Annotated in this window: 16 protein-coding genes; 9 read left to right on the plus strand and 7 right to left on the minus strand. The window is 67.7% G+C overall.

Going from position 1 to position 21,330, the window contains the following annotated elements; all coding sequences use genetic code 11:
* The first annotated feature begins 33 nt into the window (after positions 1–33).
* On the plus strand, positions 34–2,601 hold the full coding sequence (locus DMR_RS17635) for a PAS domain S-box protein (RefSeq protein WP_015862400.1): 2,568 nt from the start codon (positions 34–36) through the stop codon (positions 2,599–2,601).
* 156 nt (positions 2,602–2,757) lie between these two features.
* Positions 2,758–3,162, plus strand: a complete 405-nt coding sequence (locus tag DMR_RS17640) for a hypothetical protein (protein WP_015862401.1) — start codon at positions 2,758–2,760, stop codon at positions 3,160–3,162.
* 48 nt (positions 3,163–3,210) lie between these two features.
* Here DMR_RS17640 and DMR_RS17645 read toward each other — a convergent pair whose 3' ends face one another.
* Positions 3,211–4,365 carry an HD domain-containing phosphohydrolase gene (locus DMR_RS17645; RefSeq protein WP_015862402.1) on the minus strand — a complete coding sequence of 385 codons (1,155 nt, stop codon included), beginning with the start codon at positions 4,363–4,365 and terminating at the stop codon, positions 3,211–3,213.
* Complete coding sequence (locus DMR_RS17650) at positions 4,362–5,579, minus strand: response regulator (protein ID WP_015862403.1); 1,218 nt, start codon at positions 5,577–5,579, stop codon at positions 4,362–4,364. The genes DMR_RS17645 and DMR_RS17650 overlap by 4 nt, the downstream gene beginning before the upstream one ends.
* Before the next feature lie 285 nt (positions 5,580–5,864).
* Between DMR_RS17650 and DMR_RS17655 the strand changes: the two genes are divergently transcribed.
* Positions 5,865–7,265, plus strand: a complete 1,401-nt coding sequence (locus tag DMR_RS17655; RefSeq protein WP_015862404.1) for an NAD(P)/FAD-dependent oxidoreductase — start codon at positions 5,865–5,867, stop codon at positions 7,263–7,265.
* 124 nt (positions 7,266–7,389) lie between these two features.
* Here DMR_RS17655 and DMR_RS17660 read toward each other — a convergent pair whose 3' ends face one another.
* The 3 genes from DMR_RS17660 to DMR_RS17670 all read right to left on the minus strand — a co-directional run bounded on the left by DMR_RS17660 (position 7,390) and on the right by DMR_RS17670 (position 10,640).
* On the minus strand, positions 7,390–8,607 hold the full coding sequence (locus tag DMR_RS17660) for a C45 family autoproteolytic acyltransferase/hydolase (RefSeq protein WP_015862405.1): 1,218 nt from the start codon (positions 8,605–8,607) through the stop codon (positions 7,390–7,392).
* Between the two features lie 203 nt (positions 8,608–8,810).
* Positions 8,811–9,248: a hypothetical protein gene (locus tag DMR_RS17665; protein WP_015862406.1), complete on the minus strand. Its 438-nt coding sequence runs from the start codon at positions 9,246–9,248 to the stop codon at positions 8,811–8,813.
* A 21-nt stretch (positions 9,249–9,269) separates the two neighbouring features.
* Complete coding sequence (locus tag DMR_RS17670; RefSeq protein WP_015862407.1) at positions 9,270–10,640, minus strand: SH3 domain-containing protein; 1,371 nt, start codon at positions 10,638–10,640, stop codon at positions 9,270–9,272.
* 71 nt (positions 10,641–10,711) lie between these two features.
* Between DMR_RS17670 and DMR_RS17675 the strand changes: the two genes are divergently transcribed.
* Entirely contained in the window at positions 10,712–11,548 is an 837-nt protein-coding gene (locus DMR_RS17675; protein ID WP_015862408.1) for a M48 family metallopeptidase, read from the plus strand.
* A 4-nt stretch (positions 11,549–11,552) separates the two neighbouring features.
* On the opposite strand, the gene DMR_RS17680 is transcribed toward DMR_RS17675, so the two are convergent.
* On the minus strand, positions 11,553–11,921 hold the full coding sequence (locus tag DMR_RS17680; RefSeq protein ID WP_043601027.1) for a hypothetical protein: 369 nt from the start codon (positions 11,919–11,921) through the stop codon (positions 11,553–11,555).
* Positions 11,922–12,046: 125 nt separating this feature from the next.
* Here DMR_RS17680 and rnr point away from each other — a divergent pair, with 125 nt between their 5' ends.
* The 4 genes from rnr to DMR_RS17700 are packed head-to-tail and all read left to right on the plus strand — an operon-like array spanning position 12,047 to position 17,741.
* Positions 12,047–14,263, plus strand: coding sequence for a ribonuclease R (gene rnr, locus DMR_RS17685; protein ID WP_043601029.1), 2,217 nt, complete (start codon positions 12,047–12,049; stop codon positions 14,261–14,263).
* Positions 14,260–14,670 (plus strand): hypothetical protein, encoded by a 411-nt coding sequence (locus DMR_RS17690; protein WP_015862411.1) that lies wholly within the window; start codon positions 14,260–14,262, stop codon positions 14,668–14,670. Before rnr ends, DMR_RS17690 begins: the two co-directional genes overlap by 4 nt.
* 12 nt (positions 14,671–14,682) lie before the next feature.
* Positions 14,683–15,549, plus strand: coding sequence for a substrate-binding domain-containing protein (locus tag DMR_RS17695; RefSeq protein ID WP_015862412.1), 867 nt, complete (start codon positions 14,683–14,685; stop codon positions 15,547–15,549).
* Entirely contained in the window at positions 15,549–17,741 is a 2,193-nt protein-coding gene (locus tag DMR_RS17700) for an ATP-binding protein (RefSeq protein ID WP_015862413.1), read from the plus strand. Before DMR_RS17695 ends, DMR_RS17700 begins: the two co-directional genes overlap by 1 nt.
* Positions 17,742–17,806: 65 nt before the next feature.
* On the opposite strand, the gene DMR_RS17705 is transcribed toward DMR_RS17700, so the two are convergent.
* Positions 17,807–19,048: an ABC transporter substrate-binding protein gene (locus DMR_RS17705; protein ID WP_052279013.1), complete on the minus strand. Its 1,242-nt coding sequence runs from the start codon at positions 19,046–19,048 to the stop codon at positions 17,807–17,809.
* A gap of 220 nt (positions 19,049–19,268) precedes the next feature.
* Between DMR_RS17705 and DMR_RS22550 the strand changes: the two genes are divergently transcribed.
* A complete protein-coding gene (locus DMR_RS22550; RefSeq protein WP_015862415.1) occupies positions 19,269–21,326 on the plus strand; it encodes an ATP-binding protein in 2,058 nt (685 codons plus the stop codon).
* The last annotated feature ends 4 nt before the right edge of the window (positions 21,327–21,330 follow it).

The following is a 21,330-nucleotide window of genomic DNA, read 5'->3' on the forward strand; positions in this document are numbered from 1 at the left end:
CCCAAGCCCCGGACCCCAAACGCCAGGAACGCCATGCCGCCCACGCCCCGCCCGGAAAACCGCGAGCCGCTCACTGCGGAGCACGCCAAAATCCTGCTCGCCGCCGCCGGGGACATCGCCGCAATTCTCGCCCCGGACGGACGCATCCAGGACATCGGGGCCCCGGGCGCGGCGCTGCTCGGCCCGGACGAAGCCCATCTGGCCGGCACGGACTTCATGGAGCACCTCGCCCCCGGGGACGGACGGGACCGGCTGCGCCACGCGTTTGCAGCGATCCAGGGCGGGGCTGTGCCGCCAAAGCCCATGGCGGCCGATCTGCTCACAGCCGGCGGCAGCATTTCCCTGTTCTGGTCCATGACCTCCCTGCCCGGTCCTGGCGGTCGGCCAAAGGCCGTCCTTATCAGCGGTCGGCTGCCCGTGTCCTCCTGCCCGCCCCTGGCCGAAGGAGCCTGCGAGAGCGAAGCCGACTACCGGGCAGTCTTTAATGCCGCAAGCGACGCTATCTTCATCCAGGACGCCGCCACGGGTATTTTTCTCGATGCCAACGACCGGGCCGTGTCGCTTTACGGCTATGCCCGCGACGAACTGCGCCGCCTTGACCCGGAACGCTTGAGCTCGGGATTTCCGCCCTACACCCTGGCCGACGCTCTGATAAACCTGGGCCAGGCCGCCGCCGGCCAGCCGCGGCTGTTCGATTGGCTGGCCCGGGACAAAGCCGGCCGGCTTTTCTGGGTGGAGGTGAGCCTGCGGGGCATGGACACCGGCCGCCCCGGACGGGTCATCGCCGTGGTGCGCGACATTTCCGAACGCAAGACCACCGAACGGGCCCTGCGGGAAAGCGAAAAGAAATTCCGACAGCTGGCCGAAGCCATTGGCGAGGTGTTCTGGCTCGGCTCGCCCGACTGGAAGCGCATCTACTATATCAGCCCGGCCTACGAACGTCTGTGGGGCCACACCACCAAAAGCCTCTACGACGCTCCCATGTCCTGGCTCGACGCGGTCCATCCCGACGACCGCGACCGGGTGCTGCGCTACATCGCCGATCTGGCCGGCCGACCGCTTCGCCCAGGCCAGTTCCCGGAATATCGAATCGTGCGCCCTGACGGCAGTATGCGCTGGATCGCGGCCCGCATTTTTCCCGTTATCGACGACGCCGGCGTGGTCTATCGGGTGGCCGGCATCGCCGAGGACATCACCGACCGGGTGCTGTCCCGCCAGGACCTGGAACGGGTCAACGAGCGTCTGGAAGACATGGTGCGCGAGCGCACCCGCACGCTCAACCGCATGAACCAGGAGCTCATCCACGAGGTCACTGAGCGTCGCGAGGCTGAGGCGGCCATGGCCCAGGCCAAGGAGGCGGCCGAAGCGGCCAGCCAGGCCAAATCGGAGTTTCTGGCCAACATGAGCCACGAGATCCGCACGCCCATGAACGGCATCCTGGGCATGGCCCAGGTGCTGGGGCAAACCGACCTCGACGCCGCCCAGGCCAGCTATCTGCGCGACATCGAGGACTCCGCCGCCTCACTGTTAAAACTCATCAACGACATCCTGGACTTCTCCAAGATCGAGGCCGACCGTCTGGAACTGGCCCAGGAACCCTTTTCCCTGCGCGGGCTGCTTTCGCTTATCGAGGCCAGCCTTGGCGTCCTGGCCCGGGAAAAGGGCCTGGGCCTGTCCGTGGAGGTGGCGCCCGAGACCCCCGACATCCTGATCGGCGACGCCGACCGCCTGCGCCAGGTGCTGGTCAATCTGGTCGGCAACGCCATCAAGTTCACCACGCGCGGCGGCATCGTCATCAGCGCCCGCCCGGCCGAACCGGACCCGGACGTGACGCTCCCCGGCGAAGCAGAAACAACGGAAGCAACCCGGGAAATCCTTTTTTCCGTCAGCGACACCGGCATCGGCATACGTCCCGAGGATGCCGGGCGCATCTTCGAGGCCTTCACCCAGGCCGACGGCTCCTACACCCGCCGTTTCGGCGGCACGGGCCTGGGGCTGGCCATCAGCCGCCGCCTGGCCCGGCTCATGGGCGGCGACATCAGCCTGGACAGCGAACCGGGCCAGGGCTCGACCTTCACCCTTTCCGCCCGTTTCGGCCTGGACAACACCCCTGATGAGACCGCGGACGCCGTTCCCCGGCTCCGAGAGGGACACGACGAAGACTCGGTGGCCGCCATCCGCCAGGCCTGCCGCCTCCAAGACGACCTCCGGTTGCTGGTGGCCGACGACAACCGGGTCAACCGCGATGTCCTGGCCGCCCTGCTCGGCCGCCTGGGCTGCCGGATCGCCGTGGCCGAGGACGGCCGGCAAGCCCTGGCCGCCGCCGCCGCCGAGGACTTTGACCTCATCCTCATGGACGTGCAGATGCCGGGCCTCGACGGTCTGGCCGCTGCCCGGGCCATTCGCGCCCTGCCCGATCCCCGGCGCTCCCGGGTCTTCATCGCCGCCATCACCGCCCACGCCCTGCCCGGCGACCGCGAACGCTGCCTGGCCGCCGGCATGGACGATTATCTGGCCAAGCCCCTGGGGCAAGCCGATCTGGCCCGGGTCATCGCCGCCGCCGCCCTGGCCGCCCGGCGCCACCGGGCGGCCGAGGACTGAGGCCCAAGGCCGGACGCGCCGGCCGTACCTGAGCGCCTCCAGACCGGCCTTGTCCGGCGCGATGTTGGAGCCAGCGAGGCCTACGCTGGCGTTGCCGGCAGGCATTATTCTTGCTTTATTTCTTGCGCCGCGCCTGGGCGCGGCCGGGAAGGGACCATGGCCGACGCCGATCCGTTTGAACGCCTGGCGGCTTTCGCCGCCGCCTGCCTGCTGGTGCTCTGGGCTGTCGGCTCGCTGCTGGTGGCCCTGTTCAAGGTCGGCTGGCAGCAGCTCTACGGCGTCTGGCCGGACACCACGATCTATGGCATCCTGCCGGATTTCCTCAATTTCGATTTAAGCACCATGCCCAGGGACGATCTGCCGACCGCAGTGTGGCGCTTTGTGCTCGGCTGCGATCTGCTCCATGTGCTGCTGGTCGTGCCGCCGGTGCTCTTGGTCGTGTGCCTGCTCGTCCTGCGTCGGGGCCACGGCGGCGTGCTGCCGGCCCTGCGGCGCACAGCCAACCACTTCGGCCCGCCCCTGCCAGGCCACCTGCCGCCTGGCCGCCCCCGTCGCGTCTGAACGCGCTCCTATCCACGCAAAATGGAACCGGCCAACAGGGGCGCGCCGCTAGACGTCCGAAGGCACGATGACCGTCACCGGATCGGTGATGCTGTCGTAGCGGGCGAGCTTGGCGATGTGGGCCAGGGCCACGTCGGAGAGTTCGTAGCCCTTGGGCAGCACCTTCATCACTTGGCCGCCCCGGGTCACGAAGATGTCCTCGGCCAGCACCATGCCCTCGCGCAGGTTCTTGATGGCCATCTTGACGATGACGTAGCGGCCTTCCTCACCAAGCACCTCGCCCAGGGCGGCCAGCACGTCGGGATCGTACAGGCCGGTTGTCTGCTTGAGGGATTTGTAGGCCTCGGCCTTGGCCAGCCCGGCCCCGGTCAGGCGGTCGAAGTCGAGCAACACCCGCAGGATGCGCGCCCCCAGCGGCAGCTCCTTGCCCGTCGGGCCGCCCTCGGGAAAGCCCGTGCCGTCAAAATTTTTTTCCTGATAGGCGATGGACTTGGCCACATGCCCCATGCGGGGGATGTTGGCCACGAGCTTGGCCGCCACCTCGGCGTGCTGGCGGTAGACGGCGGCGTCGTCGGCCGAGAGCTGCCGGCCCCGCTCCACCTTGGAGACCACCCCTTCGGGCAGGACGATGTAGCCCATCAGGCACAGCATGGCCGCCACTTCCGTCTGCCAGGGGGCGGGATCGCCACACAGCTTGGCCAGGGGCCGCACGTAGGGCGCGATGCGGGCCGCCCGGCCGTAGACCTCCGGCCGCAACAGCGACAGCACTTCCGAGAGCATCTTGAGGCTGCCGCGAAGCGTGCCTTCGAGCAGCTCCCGCTCGGCCATGACCAGGCGGTATTGCTCCACGGCGGCGGTCAGCGCGCCGATGAGATAGCCGGTCTCGCAGGGCTTGGTCAGAAACCGGAAGATGTTGCCCTCGTTGACGGCCGCGATGGCCGCCTCCAGTTCGGCGAAACCGGTCAGCATCACGCGCACGGTGTCGGGCCGCAGCTCGCGCACCTTGGCCAGCACGGCGATGCCGTCCATGCCCGGCATCCGCAGGTCGGACACCACCACGGCATAAGGCGGATTGTCGCGCACCTTGGCAAGCCCTGCCTCGGGGCCCACGGCGACGTCCACCTCGAAATGGCTGTGGAGGTTGCGCCGGAAACCGGCCAGGATGCGTTCGTCGTCGTCGATGAAAAGCACCCGCTTGTTCAAGGCTGCGCTCCTTGGCTCAAGAGATCAAGGCCGGCCTCGCGCCAGGCCTGGAGCCGCCCGTCAAAGCCCAGGGCGGCCAGGGCCTCTTCGCTCACGACATGAGGAGCATAGTGGCTGTTTATGACCACCAGTTCGTGCTCCAGGGCGTTGGCGGCGTGGACGGCGGCCACGGCCAGCGAGGCGTCCGGTCCGGCCGCCTCGGGTTGATGATGGCGGGCCACGCCCAGGACCACCCGCTCCTCGAACCCCCAAAGCCCCAGCAAATACGCGCCGACGCCGGCATGAGACACCCCGAAGACTTCCATTTCCGCATCGAAAATGGGCATATTGCGCTCCCGGGACAGGGAAAGCGCCCGGAGGTATTCCGGCTCGAACAGCTCGGCCAGGATGAGCTTGCCCACATCATGGACCAGCCCGGCCATGAAACAGGCGTCGAGCATGTTTTTGGGCGCACCTTCCTGGCGGGCGATGCCCTGGGCCAGCCGGGCCGTGCCCAGGCTGTGGTTCCACAGCCCCGACAAGGTGAACCCGGGATAGCGCCCGGCGTCGAACCGGGAAAAAAGGCCATGGGACAGGACCAGCGCCCGCACCGTGTCCAGGCCAAGCAGCGTGACGGCCTGCTCGGTGGAGGAGACCCGCCGGGCCAGGCCGAAAAAGGAGGAGTTGACGAGCTTGAGCAGCCCGGCGGCCAGTCCGGCGTCGCGGTCGAGGATGTCGCCAAGGCTGCGCGGCGAGGCATTGGGCGAGCGCAGTTCCTCGGTCAGTTCGGCGAAAGCCGCCGGCAGCACCGGCAGGGCGTCGAGGCGGGCCACGGCCTCGCACAGGCGCTTGTCGGTGAAAATGTCGCGAAGCCCCAGCACCCGTTCGATGGCCGCCCGCAGTTCCTGGGGCGTGCAAGGCTTGGACAAAAACTGGTGGGCGGGCTTGATGGCGCGCACCACGAAATCCCGGTCCGAGTGGCCCGACAGGATCATGCGCACCGTGGCCGGCCAGCGAAGCCGCACCTGCTCCAGGAGTTCCGGCCCGTCCATGCCCGGCATCCGCACATCGGACACGACCAGATCGGCCGGGGCCGCCTCCAGCATGGCCAGGGCCGCCGCCCCGCCCTCGGCGAAACGCATGTCCCAAACCTCGCGCCGATCCCACAGCATCCGCCGCAAGCCGCCGAGCAGTTGCGGATCATCGTCGACGAACAGTATTCGCTGCCGGGTCATGTGACCTCCCCGCCGCCGCCCTCCGGTTTCGGGCGCGCGACTTCCCGCGCCGACTTCACGCCTGTCACAAGCCTACACCATTGCGGTGCAAAGCAAAAGAACCGCGAGCACATCCCGCCACCACGAACCTGCCCTTCCTGTCGGACCGTCGGGAGCCGGCTGGCCGTGTCCGCCGGACAACGCGCAGGGCCTGGCCGCCCCTCCCACGCCTTGCCAAGACGCCCCGCTCCCCTGTATGTCCGTACCATCCCCCGCCGCGCGCGGGGTTTTTTGCGGAGGTTCCCCGTGTCCCAGTCCACGCGCACCGAATTCGACGTCATTGTGGTCGGCGGCGGCCCGGCCGGGTTGTTCGCGGCCCACTACCTGTGCAACCACTCCAACCTGTCCGTGCTGCTGCTGGAAAAGGGCAAGGCCCCGGCCAAGCGCCGCTGCCCCCTCAAGGGCCGGGCCGACTGCGTCAAATGCAAGCCCTGCAACATTCTCTCGGGCATCGGCGGAGCCGGGCTTTTTTCCGATGGCAAGCTCAATTTCATTCCCAAGCTCGGCAAGACCGACCTGACCCAGTTCATGCCGCTGTCGGCGGCCAACGCGCTCATCGAGGAGACCGAGGCCGTGTTCACGAGCCTGGGCATGGACGGGCAGGTCTACCCCACGGACATGGACCGGGCCAAGGCCATCCGCAAGGAAGCCCGCAAGCTCGGCATCGAACTGCTGCTGATTCGCCAGAAGCATCTGGGCAGCGACCATCTGCCGGCCCACATCGGAGCCATGGCCAAGGGGCTGGAGGAAAAAGGCGTCGTCATCCGCACCGGCGAGACCGTGCGCGACATCGTGGTGGAAAGCGGCCGGCTGGCCGGCGTGGCCACGGACAAGGCGACCTACACGGCTCCGGCCGCCATCCTGGCCCCGGGCCGGGTGGGGGCGGAGTGGATGGGCCAGCTGGCCCGCCGCCACGGCCTGCCCTACAGCCAGCGCGGCATCGAGGTCGGGGTGCGGGTGGAGGTGCACAGCGAGATTTTAGCCGACATCACCGACGTGATCTACGATCCGACCTTTTTCGTGCGCACCCGCAAATACGACGACCAGACCCGGACATTTTGCACCAACCAGGGCGGCTACGTGGCCCTGGAGAATTATCAGGACTTCGTGTGCGTCAACGGCCACGCCTACATGGACGCCAAGTCGGACAGCTCCAACTTCGCCTTTCTCTCCAAGGTCGTTTTAAACGACCCGGTCTCGGACAACCAGGCTTACGGCGAGGCCATCGGCCGGCTGGCCACCATGATCGGCGGCGGCAACCCCATCCTCCAGCGCTTCGGCGACCTCAAACGCGGCCGCAGAAGCACCTGGAGCCGCATCCGCCGGGGCAGCGTCGAGCCGACCCTGACCTCGGTCACCTGCGGCGACATCGCCATGGCCCTGCCCGAGCGCATCGTGGCCAATATCGTGGACGGCCTGGAACAATTAAACGCCGTGGCCCCGGGCGTGGCCAACGACGAAACCCTGCTCTACGCGCCGGAAATCAAGTTCTTCGCCACCCAGATCGACACGACCAAGGACCTGGAAACGGCCATCGGCGGCATGTACGTGGCCGGAGACGGGCCGGGCGTGGCCGGCAACATCGTGTCGGCGGCGGCCACCGGCCTGATCCCGGCCAAGGCGATTATTCGGGATCGGGCGAGGTAGAAAAAACAAAGGGATGCCTCCGGCGGCCGGGGGCCTGAGGCCCCCGGACCCCCCAAATGGAGAGTGGTTTAAAGGGGGGGCGTGTATTGGATCTGTGCCGGTAGGAAAGCCCAAATGCCCTTCGTTAGAACGGACTCGCGGCGAAGACCTGAACGTATGCCGGCTGCGGCGGGTTGCCGTCGGTCGGGCCGAAATTGGCGACAAGCCGTAACGAACCCATGTCGAGGATGTACGACTGATAGGTGGGATAGTCGTTGGTCGCACGGTAGATCGCGCCGGAATTCTTGGCGATGCCGTCGGTCCCGGCATAGGACACGATGTTCTGTATATCCTGCATGTCAAGCAGGCCATTTTCGGCGAATTCCGCCTCAAAAAGCGTCCGATAGCTTGCAAAACGCCGTTGATTCGCCGGATCATCCGTAAAGTTGTCCGTCGTGCCGGGCAACAAAAACGAGTTCACCGCCGCCACGGCCCCGGACACCTCCCAGACGGCCCCTTCGCGCAGCGGCGATTCGGCCGTGCGCAGCCCCCGCGACGCCGGATGTTCCAAATCGTTTTCCAGCACCGCCGCCGTCTCGACGTCGGCCAAAAAACCGATGTAGGAATGGGTGTTGGTTTGACTGAGCAGATACTGGCTCACGCCTTCCAGGGTGTCCTGCTGTTCAAAAGCGTAGCGAAAATCGGCCGGGTAGGATGTGGCCCCTTGCGTCGTGAAGTAGCCGCGGTGCATGTCGCTGTCGAGCAGCGCGCCCGAAAGATGCTTCTCGTTGAAAACCGACGCCGGGAAGAGCTGTCCGAGCAGGCCTATGCCCACGATGTCGTTGGCCTCGTCGCCGTTGACGTAAAGCTGGACATTGTGCAGCGACGAGACGCCGGGCATGTCGTACCAGTCGAAGTTGCGCCCGACGATGGTCGCGCCCGTGGCGGAAGCTCCGGCATACACCGCCCCGGCCGAACAACTGCCCGGATCAACGACATCGTGAACGACTTCGAAAACCAACAGTTCGTTGGCGGACAAAACGCCGTCGCCGAGACGATCCACGGGCGAAGAGAAAACCGTCATCATGCCGGCCAGCTCGTCTTTATACGATTGGGGCATCCCGACGGCGAGGTCGTACGCCTTGGCGACGAGTTCCGGCAATTCCGGATGCGTCGGCGAGGATATGGCCGACAGGTACAGGAAGTTGTCGACTACGGCACCGTAGGCAGGAAAAATATCGACGATGGCTTGCGCGTAGGCCTGTCCGACCGCAAAATGCGACTGCGTGGTGAAATCCAACGTCGTCTTGTAATAGAGGTCATCAATACGCTCGATAGTGACGCCTGAAGAACTGCCAGCCATGACATCCTCCGTAAGCCGCGTGGGGTTCTCAGAAGAATATGCTGCGCGCCGACGCTGATGTCAAACCTCTTCAAGCGCGGCGGCCCATGTCCGCCGTCCTGCTGTCGCGACCACGAAAGAAACATGTGGCGTTTCGCGAACAACAGCGCAAAACCATTACTTGTCCTTCGAAAGATGCCTCCCCTTCATGAACGGGCGCGTCACTACCGCAGCCGTCGCCCGTAGCCGTGGCGGTTGTCGTCGCCGCCCATGATCCAGGCGGCCGCCGCCATGCCCCAAACCGCGTTGGCGACCACCACCACAAGCGGCGTCAGGTTGCCAAGCTCCAGCCCCCAGTAGCCCTTACCGAGCTGGTTGGGGAACACGATCAGCAACTGGGCCAAGGTCGGCCCAATACTCACCAGAAGCCCGCGCCACAAGCAGGAATTAGGCATGAAGCGCGGCGCGAAGGCCAGCCCCCACAGCCCGCCCCAGACCAGGCGCTGATACAGCCACGGCAAGGTCCACTCCGGGGCGATGGCCACCCCCATGGCCGCTGTCCAGCCATAGGCCCCGGCCATCCACACCAGCACGCTGTTGGCCAGCGCGCCAAACACGCCGCCGCAGAAACACAGGCTTACCCAGGCGAAAAGATTACCCATCGCGTCCTCCGCGGGTCGCTATCAGTAAGGGCGGCTCAGGATGGAAAGGGAGCGCACCTTGTTGAGCAGAATGTGGCTGGGCCCCACGGCCGGCACTTCCTCGCCGGCCCGCAACGTGGTCACCACCGCCCGGCCGATCACCAGCCGGCCGTCGCGGCCGTTCTCGCCAAAGGTCCGAAAACCCCACATGTTGTGGAACATCACCGGATGGCCCTTGTACTGGCCGACGTAGACCAGGATATGGCCGGGCATGTAGGCCAGGGTGGCGAACGGGATGCCCTGGTGGATGATGGCCGCCTCTTTCTGGTCGCCGGGCAGGTCGCCAAGGGGCACCGAGCCGCCGTAAGCGGCCTGGCTGGCCGAGTTGCGGGGCAGGTAGATGCCAAAGGGCGTAAACAGGTCGTGGGTGAGCGCCGAACAGTCGCGCCGGTCGTCCAGGCCCCCCCAGCCGTAGGGCTGGCGCATCATCTGGTTGCCGACGGCGGCCACGTTGCGCGGGGTCATGACCATGGGCATGGGCACGGCCGTACCGGCCGGCAGGCGAACCTGTTTGAGCTCGGCCATGCCCGACGCGCCGCGCACCGGCACGAGCACCGTGACGCCCCCGGACCCGGGAGGCCCGGCCAGGGGGAAAACCGCGCCGATGTCCACGCCCTGGCCGATCTCGGCGACCATGACGTTGTCGCGGATGACGGCGGCCAGACGCGGCGTGGTAAAGGCCCGCATGACGGCGTCGTCCACGTAGGCCATGTCCGCCGCCGGCATCCAGCCGTGGGTCAGGGCCGATTCGGTGTAGACCCAGGAGCCGTCGCGGCTTGAGTGGATCACGTAAAGGGGCGTTCCCGGCGGCAGCGAGGTATGTTGCAGATAGTCGAAGGGGTAGCCTTCGCCGGGCTGGCTCGGGTCGAGGAAACGCGGCTCGCTGGTCGGCATCCCGCGTTGATTGGTGTTTTTGACCGTGATGGCCTTGCGCACGTTGTTGGGGAAGTTGCCCAGGCCGGCGGCGGCCAGGAGCGCCGCAGCCGAACCCGGTTCGTGGCGCACGCCCCGGGGGCCGAAGCCGGGACGGTTTTCATAGGCGCGGAAGATCTTTTCCACATCCTTGCGCTGGGGGCTGGGTTTGGTCAGATACCAGGGCTTGGTCCATTCCTGGAGAAAGCCTTCCATGCGCAAGGTGGTCTGTTCCTGGGAGAACAGCGGCTTGTCGGCGTCGGGGCCGAGGTAGGCGTTTAAGTCCTGGGGCAGGACGCGCAGGTCCTCGACCTCGCCCTGGCCCTTGACCACGGGGGGCGCGACGGGCGGCGCGACCGGCGTTTTCGGGGCGCAGCCAAAGGCAAGCAGCAACGCCAGAAGCAGGGCATACGCGGCAAGGCGCAGGCGCGTGACAGGCATGAAAAGCTCCTTGGGCCGACCCTTGACGGCCAGCCGTGCGGCCGACTATGCGGCCCGCAGGAGGGTAGACGTTGACGCGCGCGAACACAACCCCAAAGCCGCATTCCGGGCCGGTCCGGGCCTGCCCGGCCAAACGTCGGCCGCCCTTTGACGCGGCCGGCGCGGCTGCGGCGGCCGCCGCCCGGCTGCCGCGCCCCATGCCGGTGGCGGTGCGGGAAAACGCCCGGGCCAAAAACGTGGTGCTGCGCCTGATCCCCGGCCAGGGGCTGGTCGTGACCACGCCGGTCGGGCTGCCGCCCGCGCGTCTGGCCGAGGCGGTCGGGGCCAGAAGCGCCTGGATCGCCGCCACCTGGGACCGGCTGGCCGCCGAAGGCTCCCCCCCGCAGCCAGGAGCGATCGCCGCGCGTCCGGGAAAAATCGTGCTCACGGCCTTTGACCGGCAGTGGGAGGTGGCCTATGCCGCGCGCGACCGTGACGGCTGCCTGCTGACGGCCAGGGGGCCGCAGTCGCTGCTGGTGTCCGGGGCGGTGGACGACATGGCGGCCGTGGCCGGCGCGCTGACCACCTTTTGCCGCGACCGGGGCGGGGAGCTTTTAAAGGAAGCCCTGGCCCGGGTCAGCCGGGAAACGGGCCTTTCTTACGCCGGCGCGACCATCCGCGCCCAGCGCACCCGCTGGGGCAGCTGCACGGCCCGGGGCCGCATCAGCCTCAATTTTACGCTGGCGTTTTTGCCGTGGGAGCTGTGCCGGCTGGTCTTGGTCCACGAGCTGTGCCACACCAGGGAACTCAACCACTCGGCCCGATTCTGGGCCCTTGTCGAGGAGCATGTCCCGGGCTGTCGGGCCCTTGACGCGAAACTGGCCTCGGCGCGCCACTATTTGCCGGGCTGGCTGGCAGCGGCCGACTGACGGATTATTCGGCCACCGAGCAGGTCGGCCGCTCCACCGACACCTCGTCCAGATTTTCGCCGCAAAAGTAGTAGACCGTAATCGGCTCGTCGGCCGACCGCATCACCACCACCCGGCCAAGGGGGCCGTCGTCGACCAGGGGCAATATCGCCTCGCACACCGCCGCGCCTTCTTCGGAAGAGCAGGCATCGCAGGCCACTTCAAAGGTCAATGACTCCGGACCGGGCGCGACTTCCACCCGGGCAACGCCCAATTCGGCCAGCGCGTCTTCCAAAACCGCCCCGATTTCCGTTTCAATGGCCGCCACCCGTTCAAAGGAATAGTCCTCGGGATAGCGAATCTCGCCCAGCAACCGGCAGGCAAAAGGGACCATGACGCCTCCTTGGTTCGTCCTGGCTTCTGCTAGCATGACCGAAAAACGCCGGCAACGCCCCGCCATGCTTGTGCCCCGGGCCATGGGGATATACAGCATGGGGAGCGCGCAATGCCGGAGGAACCATGACGACCAAGAGAAAGAAAAAAGACGCCAAGAAAGTCCAGGGAGGAGGCATCGACGCCGCCGCCGTGGCCCGGGTTTTCCGCGAAAGCGGCAAGCCCCTTGGCGAAAAGGATTTGCTGCGCCAGCTCGGCGCGCCGCGCGCCAAGATGCACGAAGTCCTCGCCGCCCTCGACGAACTGCTCGAGGCCGGCAAGATCATACGCGTCCGCCGGGGTTTCGGCCTCGTCGAAAGCATGCACCTGGTGACCGGAACCCTGGAAATCAGCCGCTCGGGCGTGGGCTATGTTCTGCCCGAGGACAAACGCCGCAAGGACATCTTCATCCATCCCAAGGACCTGGGCGACGCCTGGCACGGCGACCGAGTCGTGGCCGCCGTCACCCGGGAACGCAAGGACAAGAACCACGAAGGCCGCATCGCCCGCGTCATCGAACGCGGCGTGGTCACCCTGCCCTGCCGGGTGGTCAAGCGCATGGCCTCGGACCTGTACCTGTGCCGCCCCACCGACCCCCGCCACACCATGAGCTTCATGGTGGACTTCCTGCCCAAGGACGGCGGCCGTGACCCCATGGCCGACGACGTCATGCAGGTGCATATCGGCGAAAAGCTCGAATACAAGCTCTACTCCGGCCGGGGCCTGGAGCTGCTCGGCGCCCAGGGCGACGTGTCCGTGCAGGAACGGCTGGTCAAGCTCAACCACGACATCCCCGGCCCCTTCCCGCCCAAGGTGCTGCGCGAGGCCGAAGCCCTGCCCGAGCAGCCCGGCGAGGCCGATTTCGCGGGTCGCAAGGACCTGCGCGCCCTGCCGTTTGTCACCATCGACGGGGCCAAGGCCCGGGACTTCGACGACGCCGTGTACGTTAAAAAACGCGGCCGGGCCTTCACGCTGTTCGTGGCCATCGCCGACGTCTCCCACTACGTGCCCGAGGGCTCGGCCCTGGACAAGGAAGCCCTGGAGCGCGGCAACTCGTACTACTTCCCCCAGTCCGTGGAACCCATGCTGCCCGAGCGCATCTCCAATGGACTGTGCAGCTTAAACCCCCACGTGCCGCGTCTGGCCGTGGTGGCCGAGATCGATTTCACGGCCAAGGGCGTGCCCGGGCGCACCGACTTCTATCCGGCAGTCATCGAGAGCAAGGCCCGGCTCACCTATTCCCAGGTCAACCGGGCGCTGTTTCTGGGCGACGAGGACGAGCGCAAAAACCTCGGCAAGATCCTGCCGCTGCTGGAAACGGCCGAGGTCCTGGCCCGGGCCATCCATGAGGTGCGCGCCGCCCGGGGCAACCTCGACTTCGACCTGCCCGAACCGGAAATCCTGTTCAATCTCCAGGGCGAAGCCGAGGACATCCGGCCCAAGGCCCACCACTTTGGCCACCAACTCGTCGAGGAATTCATGGTCGCGGCCAACGAGGCCGTGGCCCGCTTCCTCACCGAACGCGAAGCGCCGGTGCTCTACCGCGTCCACCCCGAGCCGGACCCAGCCAAGCTGGAAGCGCTGTTCAAACTCCTGGCCACCACCGACATGGCCACCAAGCTGCCGGTCAAGCCCGGCCCCGGCGACCTGTCGGCCGTGCTGCGCGACGCTTCGGGTTCCGACGTCGACTTCCTGGTCAGCCGGCTGGCCCTGCGCACCATGATGCAGGCCTCGTACTCGCCCAAAAACGACGGCCATTTCGGCCTGGCCTCCACCTGCTACTGCCACTTCACCTCGCCCATTCGCCGCTACGCCGATCTGGTCGTCCATAGGTCGCTCAAGGCCGTGGCCGCCGGCAAGGGCGCGCCGGCCAAGCTCGCCTCCAAACTGCCCAAGGTGGCCGAGCACATCAGCCGCCGCGAGCGGGTGGCCATGGAGGCCGAACGCGAGATCTTAAAACGCGTGACCGTGCTCTTTCTGGCCGACAAGGTGGGCCGGGAATTCACCGGCGTCATCGGCTCCATCGCCGACTTCGGCTTCTGGGTGGAGCTCAAGGAAGTCATGGCCGAAGGCATGGTGCGTCTGTCGAGCCTGTCCGACGACTACTACCAGCACAACGCCGAGCGCCACGAACTGCTGGGCGAACGCACCGGCCGGCGCTTCCGCCTGGGCCAGGCGGTGTCGGTGGAGCTGTCCGGCGTGGACCTCGGCCGGCTGGCCGTGGACCTGACGCTCATTGAAGGCGGCGAAGCGCCCCTGGCCGTGCCTTCGGTCAAGCGCAAGGGACGGCGGAGACGGCGTTGAGTCCGGCTGTCCGCAAGCGCCTGTTCCTGCTGGCCGGGGCCGGCTGGCTCGTGATCGCCCTGGCCGCGGCCCGGGCCGACTGGCCGACCCCGGAGAAACTGTCCGAACAGCGCTACCGGCTGGCGATCTTGACCGTCAACGCCGCCGACAAGTCGTTTCTGCCCGATCCCGCCGCCGCCGGCGGCGACTGGGACCGGGCCTACGAGCGCTTGGCCGTGGATTTTGCGGCCCGCCTCGGCCCCCGGTTCGACCTCTCGGCCGTGGAGGCCCGACACCGGGAAGCCCTGGCCGGCCTGGCGTCGACGCGGGTGCGCCTGACCCTGTTCACCCTGGCCGCCACCGCCGCCCTGTGGGGGCTGCTGGCGTTGTTGCACACCGGCCTGAAGAAGCAATCCAGGCCGGCCTGACCCGGAGGAGCCATGGTTTGCGCCTTATTTTCGCGCCTGACGCGCCCCTGGTTCCTGGCTGTCCTGGCCGGGATTCTTGCGCTGGCCGGGCTGTGGCCGCCCTCGACCCTGGCCGCCGGGGAGACCGTCCTGACCATCCCGGGCACCGGCGACAGCCAGGATCTGCTGCGCCTTCTGGCCGAACGCTTCAAGCGCGACAATCCCGACATCACGGTGAACCTTCCCGATTCCGTGGGCAGCACCGCCGGCCTGCGGCTGGTTATCGGCGGCAAAGCCGAGCTGGCCCGCACGGCTCGGCCCCTTCGTGACGACGAGATCGCGGCGGGCCTGAGCCAAACCGTTTTCGCCGCCACACCCGTGGTCTTCGCCGTCCATCCTGCGGTGACCGGCGTCAAGGGCGTCACGAGCGCCCAGGCACAGGCCGTCTTTGCCGGCCGCGTCAAGAACTGGTCGGAACTCGGCGGCCCGGATCTGGCCGTGGCCCGAGTCTGCCGCGAAACCCCGGAAACCACCCGGGAACTCTTAAACGCCGCCATCCCCGGTTTCGAGGCCGGCGGCTGCCACGACCAGGCCGTGGCCTACACCACCCCCGAGGCCGTGGCCCTGGTGGCCGGACACCCCGGAGCCGTGGGCTACGTCTCCCTGGCGGCCATGGCCGCCGCCAACCTCACGCCCCTGGCCCTGGACGGCGTCGCCCCGACCCTGGAAAACGTCGGCCGGGGCAGCTACCGCCTCGTCGTCCCCTTTGGTCTGGCCTACAAAGCGCCCCTGTCCCCGGCCGCCGCCCGTTTCCTCAAATTCCTGTCCAGCCCCGACGCCCTATCCCTCATGGCCCGCCTGGGCTGCCTGCCCAGTCCGGCCAAGCCCACCGCGCCCTGATGATCCGGTCCATCAAGACGCAGGCGCTCATGGGCCAGTTGGCCCTGGTGGCGCTTTTAACCCTGCTTCTTGGCGGCGGCATGTTCCACTTGGCCGCTTTGGTTCTCGAACGCGAGGAACAGGAAAAAATGCGCCTCCTGGCCGCCGGCCTGGCCCGGGAAACGGCCATGGCCGTCGCCCAGGGCGAAAACCGGCTGCGGCTTCTGGCCAGCGACCGCGACCTTGACCGCTTCGAGGCGACGCGCGACTATCATGTGCTCCAGGCCCTTTTCGGCCAGCACCGCGCCGCCTTTTCCGCCATCGCTTTCGTCAATGCCCAGGGCGTGCGGGAGTACGCCGCCACCCGCACCGGTTTCACCGACGCCCTGGCCCCGGCCGCCGACACGGCCCTGGTCACCGACGCCCTGACCGTCCCCGGCACGGTGGTTTCGGCCCTGCGCCTGTCCGCCGACGGCCGGGACGCCTGGCTGTCCATGGCCGTGGCCCGGCTAGACCCATTCAACACCACCCAGGGCGTTTTTCTGGTCACCCTGCCTCTGTCCGAACTCACCGCCCCCCTTCAATCCTTGCGCCTGGACCATGGCGGCGTTGCCGGACTGGCCCACGACGGCGGCCTGCTGCTGCCGGCCGAGGGAGCGGAAGGCGGGTTGAGCCAGACAGCCCTGCCCGAAGCCGTGGCCGGGCTGCTGGCCCTGGGCGGGGAGCACGCCACAATCGGCGAATTTGCCGGCCTGCCGAGCATTCTCGGCGCAGCCCCGGTGGGGCGCCATGGGTTGGCGGTGGTCGTGGCCGCGCCCCTGCATCAGGTCGTGGACCAGGAGCTGGCCAAGCTGGGGCTGTGGCTCACCGCCGTGGCCGCCGCTGCCGCCTTTCTGTCCTTTCTGGCCTCGTTGTGGTGGACGCGTGGCCTGACCCGCCCCCTGGCCCGGCTGGGACAGGCCGTGCAGGCCATTGCCGAGGGCGACCTGTCGGTGCGCGCCCCGGTGGCCGGCCCGACTGAAACCCGGGAACTGGCCACGGCCTTCAACGCCATGGCCGAGGGTCTGGTCGCCTCCCGGGAAGGCCTGGCCCGGGCCAAGGAATCCCTGGAGCGCATCCTGTCCCACGTCAACGAAGCCTTGTGGGTCATTGACCGGGAAGGCCATGTACGCCTGTGCAACCGGGCCGGCAGCGACATGCTCGGCTACGCCCCGCAGGAACTCGTCGGCCTGCCGGCCACCAGCCTTTTCCCGCCCGGCGACCCCCTGGGCGTCTTTCTGGCCTCGGCTCCGGTGACGGAGCTGCTGGCCTCCGGCGGCATGACGGGCCTGGAAAAAACCCTGTGCGGCAAGGACGGCCGCACGCTGGCGGTGCTGGTGTCCCTGGCGCTCTTGCGCGGCCAGGACGCCGGCGAGGAAGGCGTGGTCTGCCTGGCCATGGACATCACCGAACGCAAACGGGCCGACGATCTGGCCCGGGCCCGCAAGGCCGCCGAGGCCGTCAGCCGGGCCAAGACCGAATTTTTGGCCGTGTTGTCCCATGAGCTGCGCACGCCCTTAAACATCATGCTCGGGATGCTTGAGCACGTCCAAGACTGCGACCTGCCCGCCCCGACCCAGGCTGGGCTGGTCCAGGCCGTCAAGTCCGGCCAGACCATGCTCGACGTCATCGCAGCCATGCTCGACTACGCCAGCCTGGAAGCCAACCGGGTGGTGCTGCGCCGCCAGCCGTTTTCTCCGGGGCTGGTTGCCATGGAGGTGACCGGCCGTTTCACCGACGTGGCCAAGGCCAAGGGCGTCACCCTGGCGGTCGACATCTCGCCCGACCTGCCGGCGACGCTTATCGGCGACGCGGCCCGCCTCACCCAGGCCCTGGCCAACCTCCTGAGCAACGCCGTGCGCTTCACCATGGGCGGCGAGGCCAGGCTGTTCCTGGGCGGCCGACGAACGCCCGGGCCGGACGGCGAGGTCTGGCGGCTTTTGGCCATGGTCTCGGACACGGGCATGGGCGTGACCGACGCCAAGCTGGAGTACATTTTCGAGCCGTTTACCCAGGAGGACGCCTCGGCCTCGCGGCGTTTCGGCGGTCTGGGTCTGGGACTGGCCATCACCCGCCGGCTGGTCGGCCTCATGGGCGGGACCATCTGCATGGACAGCCGCCCCGGCCAGGGCACCGACGTCTACCTGACCGTGCCGCTGGAACTGGACGAATAGCCCGCCACGCAAAACGGCCCGCCCCGGTTGTCCCGGGGCGGGCCGTTTCGTATCAACAGAGCCGGCTACTTCTTGCCCGAACTCAGGAACAGCTCCTTGGCCGTGCCCGGCTCGAACTGGTAACGGGCCGCCTTTTCCCAAAACGGCTTGCCGTTTTCGGTCCGCAGCACCCAAAAATCGAAATCCCAGTCCTCGCGGCGGTCGCCGTGCTCGTTGAGGGCCAGCCAGCCGGTGGCCCCGTACATGCGCTCGCAGGTCTGGACCAGCCCCTGCTTGAACCGGGCGAAATCCGATGTGCCGCCCACGGCCTGGGCCGTGAAAAAGGCCGCCCAGGCCGCGTCGTAAGCGGCCACGCTCTCGGCGTCGGGGAAGGTGTCGGTCTTTTCCTGGATGCGCCGCTCGATAAGCCCGTAGACGTTGGCCCCGCCCTCGCCGTAGCGGGGGCTGGCCAGGCGCACCTTCATGGCCGCCGCCGCGCTCTCCGGGTCCTTGGCGATGGCGTCGAGCATGGCCGTGGCGCTGGAGCCGTACCAGCCCACGCTGACCAGCTCCGGCCGCTTGGCCGCCGCCTTGAGGATGGGCACGATCTCCTCGCCGCCGGCGAAATAGATGGCCGCCTTGGCCGACGCGCCGCTGCGCTGGGCCTGGGCCAGCTGCTTGGCCAGATCATCGAGGATGGGTCCGAAATCCTTGCGGTCGGCCGAATAGCGCGATCCAGGCAGGGCCTCGCCGCCAAGCTGCTTGAAGCGCGCCTTGACGTGCACCACCATGTCGTCGCCAAACCGGTCGGCCCGCCACAACGGAACCACCGCCGTCACGCCCTCCTGGCGCATCAGCCCGGTGACCGCCTCGGCCTGATAGGTGTCCGAGGGCGAAAGGCGAAACAGGTTGTCGCCCTTTTTGGAGAGAAACGGGCCGGAGCTGCCCTGGCTTATGAGCACGATGTTGTTTTTGTCGGCGAATTCCAGGCAGGCCTCGGCCTCGTCGTCGGAATAGGGGCCAAGGACCGCCCGCACGCCGCGCCCGGCCAGGGATTTGAGCTTTTCCAGCGCCTGCTCCGGGCTGCCGCCGGTGTTCTCGATCAGAAACGTCGCCGTCCCGCCCTGGCCCGAAGCGGCCAGATAGGCGTTGATGTCGGCCTGGGCCAAGTCCAGCGCGGCCTTGGATGTCTTGCCGAATTCGGCCAGGGGTCCGGTAATCGGCAGCAGCACGCCAAAGGTCAACGGCCCGGCCTTCTGGGCCAGGGCCGCCGGGGCCAGGGCCGCCAGCCAGAACGCCGCCCACAAAACCAGCTTTGCCAGCCTCATCCTCTTCCCAACTCCCGCTCCACGACGGTCCATATCAGCTCCTTGCACCCAGTCCGGGCCGGGCGGCGTATGCAGCATATCCAGCCCGGGACATACCCACAAAGCGACCAAAAAGAAACCGCGCCCAGGGCCTCTTTCCAAGGCTCCCGCCTTGGCATATACAAAGACTAAGCGCGGACGCCGGGCCTCCTCCGGTCGCCGCCCACCATGGGTGCCGTTTATGATCGACCCTGCCGACGACGATCCCGCCGCCGAAATGCGGCGTCAAGCCGAAAGCCGCGCCGCCGCTGCCCCCGAGGATGAGGACCTTTCCGACGCCGCCATGGCCCGGCTCATCCTGGAAGCCAGCCCGGCCTATCTGATCCGCTACGCCGTCAAGGACGGCAAACCCGGGCCGGTCTCCTACGTTTCCTCCAATATCGACCGCTTCGGCTTTTCCCGCGAGGAACTGCTCACCGGCCGACGCTCGCCCTGGGATCTCATCCACCCCGACGACCGGGACCGGGTCGAGGCGGCCCTGCGCGACCACGCCGACGCCGGTCGTGACGCCTTTGCCCTGGACTACCGCCAGCGCACCCCCGACGGCGGCGTCCGCCACGTCACCGACCGCATCCAGCTGCACCGCGACGCCGCCGGCCGGGTCGTCGCCGTCCAGGCCCTGGTCCTGGACGTCACCGAAAGCGTGCTGGCCCGCCGCGATCTGGAAATGGTCCTGGACAGCGCCCCCATCCCCATCGTCAAGGTACGCCTGGGCGACGACGGCGACCGCCGCCTCGAATACCAGAACCCGGCCGCCGAGCGGCTGTTCGGTAAGGGCGCCACCGGGCTGTCCTGCAAGAATTCGCTCTGCAACAAGGAGACCTGCCCGGTCCTGGCCGACGAGTCCGGCCTGGTGCGCGAGCGCGAGTGCCTCATAAACACCCTGGCCGGCGAGCGCGTCATGTACAAGACCGCCCGCCGCCTGCCCGGTTCGCCCTCCATCATCGAGGCTATGATCGACGTCACCGAGCTCATGCGCACCCGGCAGCGCCTGACCCGAGCCATGGAGGCCGCCGAGGCCGCCAACCGCGCCAAGTCGCAATTTTTAGCCACCATGAGCCATGAGATTCGCACCCCCATGAACGGCATCATGGGCATGATCGAACTGGCCATGGCCACCGAACTCACCCCCGAGCAGCGCGACTACATCGACCTGGCCCGCCAGTCCGCCGTCCATCTGCTGGAAATCATCAACGACATCCTCGATTTCTCCCGCATCGAGGCCGGGCGCATGGAGCTTGCCCGCTCCCGGTTCTCCCTGGGCCAGGCCCTTGGCGTGTGCCTGCGCCTTTTTGAGGCCCCGGCCGCGCGCAGCGGCAACCGCTTGTCCCTGGACATCGCCCCGGACGTGCCGGGCGAGCTGGTCGGCGATCCCGGCCGCCTGGCCCAGATCGTGGCCAATCTCGTGTCCAACGGCCTCAAATTCACCAAAAACGGCTTCGTGCGAGTGGCTGTGGGCCTCGACCCGGACGCCCCCCGCAAGTCCGGCGCGCTGTCCCTGCGTTTCGACGTCTCCGACGACGGCATCGGCATCCCGACCGACAAGCAGGCCCGCATCTTCGATTATTTCACCCAGCTCGACGCCAGCCTCAACCGAGGGGCCGGCGGCACGGGCCTGGGGCTGGCCATCAGCAAAAGCCTCGTGACCCTCATGAGCGGCCGTATCTGGGTCGCTTCCGACCCGGGCCGCGGCAGCACCTTTTCCTTCACCGCCGCCTTCGACCTGCCCGAAGCCCCGCTCCAGGCCACCCCTTCGCCCCCGGCCACGGCTAGGCCAGGCGGACCAGTCACCCCCCTTCGCCTGCTTTTGGTCGAGGACAACAACATCAACCAGATCGTGGCCAAACGGCTCCTGGAACGCCGGGGGCACATGGTCACCGCCGTGGACAACGGCCGCCAAGCCCTGGCCGTCCTGGCCGAAACACCCTTCGACTGCGTGCTCATGGACGTGGAAATGCCGGACTTAAGCGGCCCCGAGACCCTGGCCCTGCTGCGCGACCCGGTCCGCTTCGGACCGGCCGCCGCCACCCCGGCCGTGGCGCTCACCGCCCACGCCGTCAAAGGCTACCGCGAACGGATGCTCCAAGCCGGTTTCGACGACTACGTGGCCAAACCCATCGACATGCACGAACTCGACGCCGCCCTGGCCCGCGTCGCCGCCAGGCGGGCCATGAAGGGCGAAGAGAAGATGCCTCCGGCGGCCGGGGGCCTAAGGCCCCCGGACCCCCCAACGGGGTAAAGGA

The organism is Solidesulfovibrio magneticus RS-1 (genome assembly GCF_000010665.1).
Lineage (GTDB): Bacteria > Desulfobacterota > Desulfovibrionia > Desulfovibrionales > Desulfovibrionaceae > Solidesulfovibrio > Solidesulfovibrio magneticus.

Coding starts and splice junctions, on each gene's coding strand:
- DMR_RS17635 (WP_015862400.1), top strand. CDS start 34: ATGCCGCCCACGCCCCGCCCGGAAAACCGCGAGCCGCTCACTGCGGAG.
- DMR_RS17640 (WP_015862401.1), top strand. CDS start 2,758: ATGGCCGACGCCGATCCGTTTGAACGCCTGGCGGCTTTCGCCGCCGCC.
- DMR_RS17650 (WP_015862403.1), bottom strand. CDS start 5,579: ATGACCCGGCAGCGAATACTGTTCGTCGACGATGATCCGCAACTGCTC.
- DMR_RS17660 (WP_015862405.1), bottom strand. CDS start 8,607: ATGGCTGGCAGTTCTTCAGGCGTCACTATCGAGCGTATTGATGACCTC.
- DMR_RS17665 (WP_015862406.1), bottom strand. CDS start 9,248: ATGGGTAATCTTTTCGCCTGGGTAAGCCTGTGTTTCTGCGGCGGCGTG.
- DMR_RS17670 (WP_015862407.1), bottom strand. CDS start 10,640: ATGCCTGTCACGCGCCTGCGCCTTGCCGCGTATGCCCTGCTTCTGGCG.
- DMR_RS17680 (WP_043601027.1), bottom strand. CDS start 11,921: ATGGTCCCTTTTGCCTGCCGGTTGCTGGGCGAGATTCGCTATCCCGAG.
- rnr (WP_043601029.1), top strand. CDS start 12,047: ATGACGACCAAGAGAAAGAAAAAAGACGCCAAGAAAGTCCAGGGAGGA.
- DMR_RS17695 (WP_015862412.1), top strand. CDS start 14,683: ATGGTTTGCGCCTTATTTTCGCGCCTGACGCGCCCCTGGTTCCTGGCT.
- DMR_RS17700 (WP_015862413.1), top strand. CDS start 15,549: ATGATCCGGTCCATCAAGACGCAGGCGCTCATGGGCCAGTTGGCCCTG.
- DMR_RS17705 (WP_052279013.1), bottom strand. CDS start 19,048: ATGAGGCTGGCAAAGCTGGTTTTGTGGGCGGCGTTCTGGCTGGCGGCC.
- DMR_RS22550 (WP_015862415.1), top strand. CDS start 19,269: ATGATCGACCCTGCCGACGACGATCCCGCCGCCGAAATGCGGCGTCAA.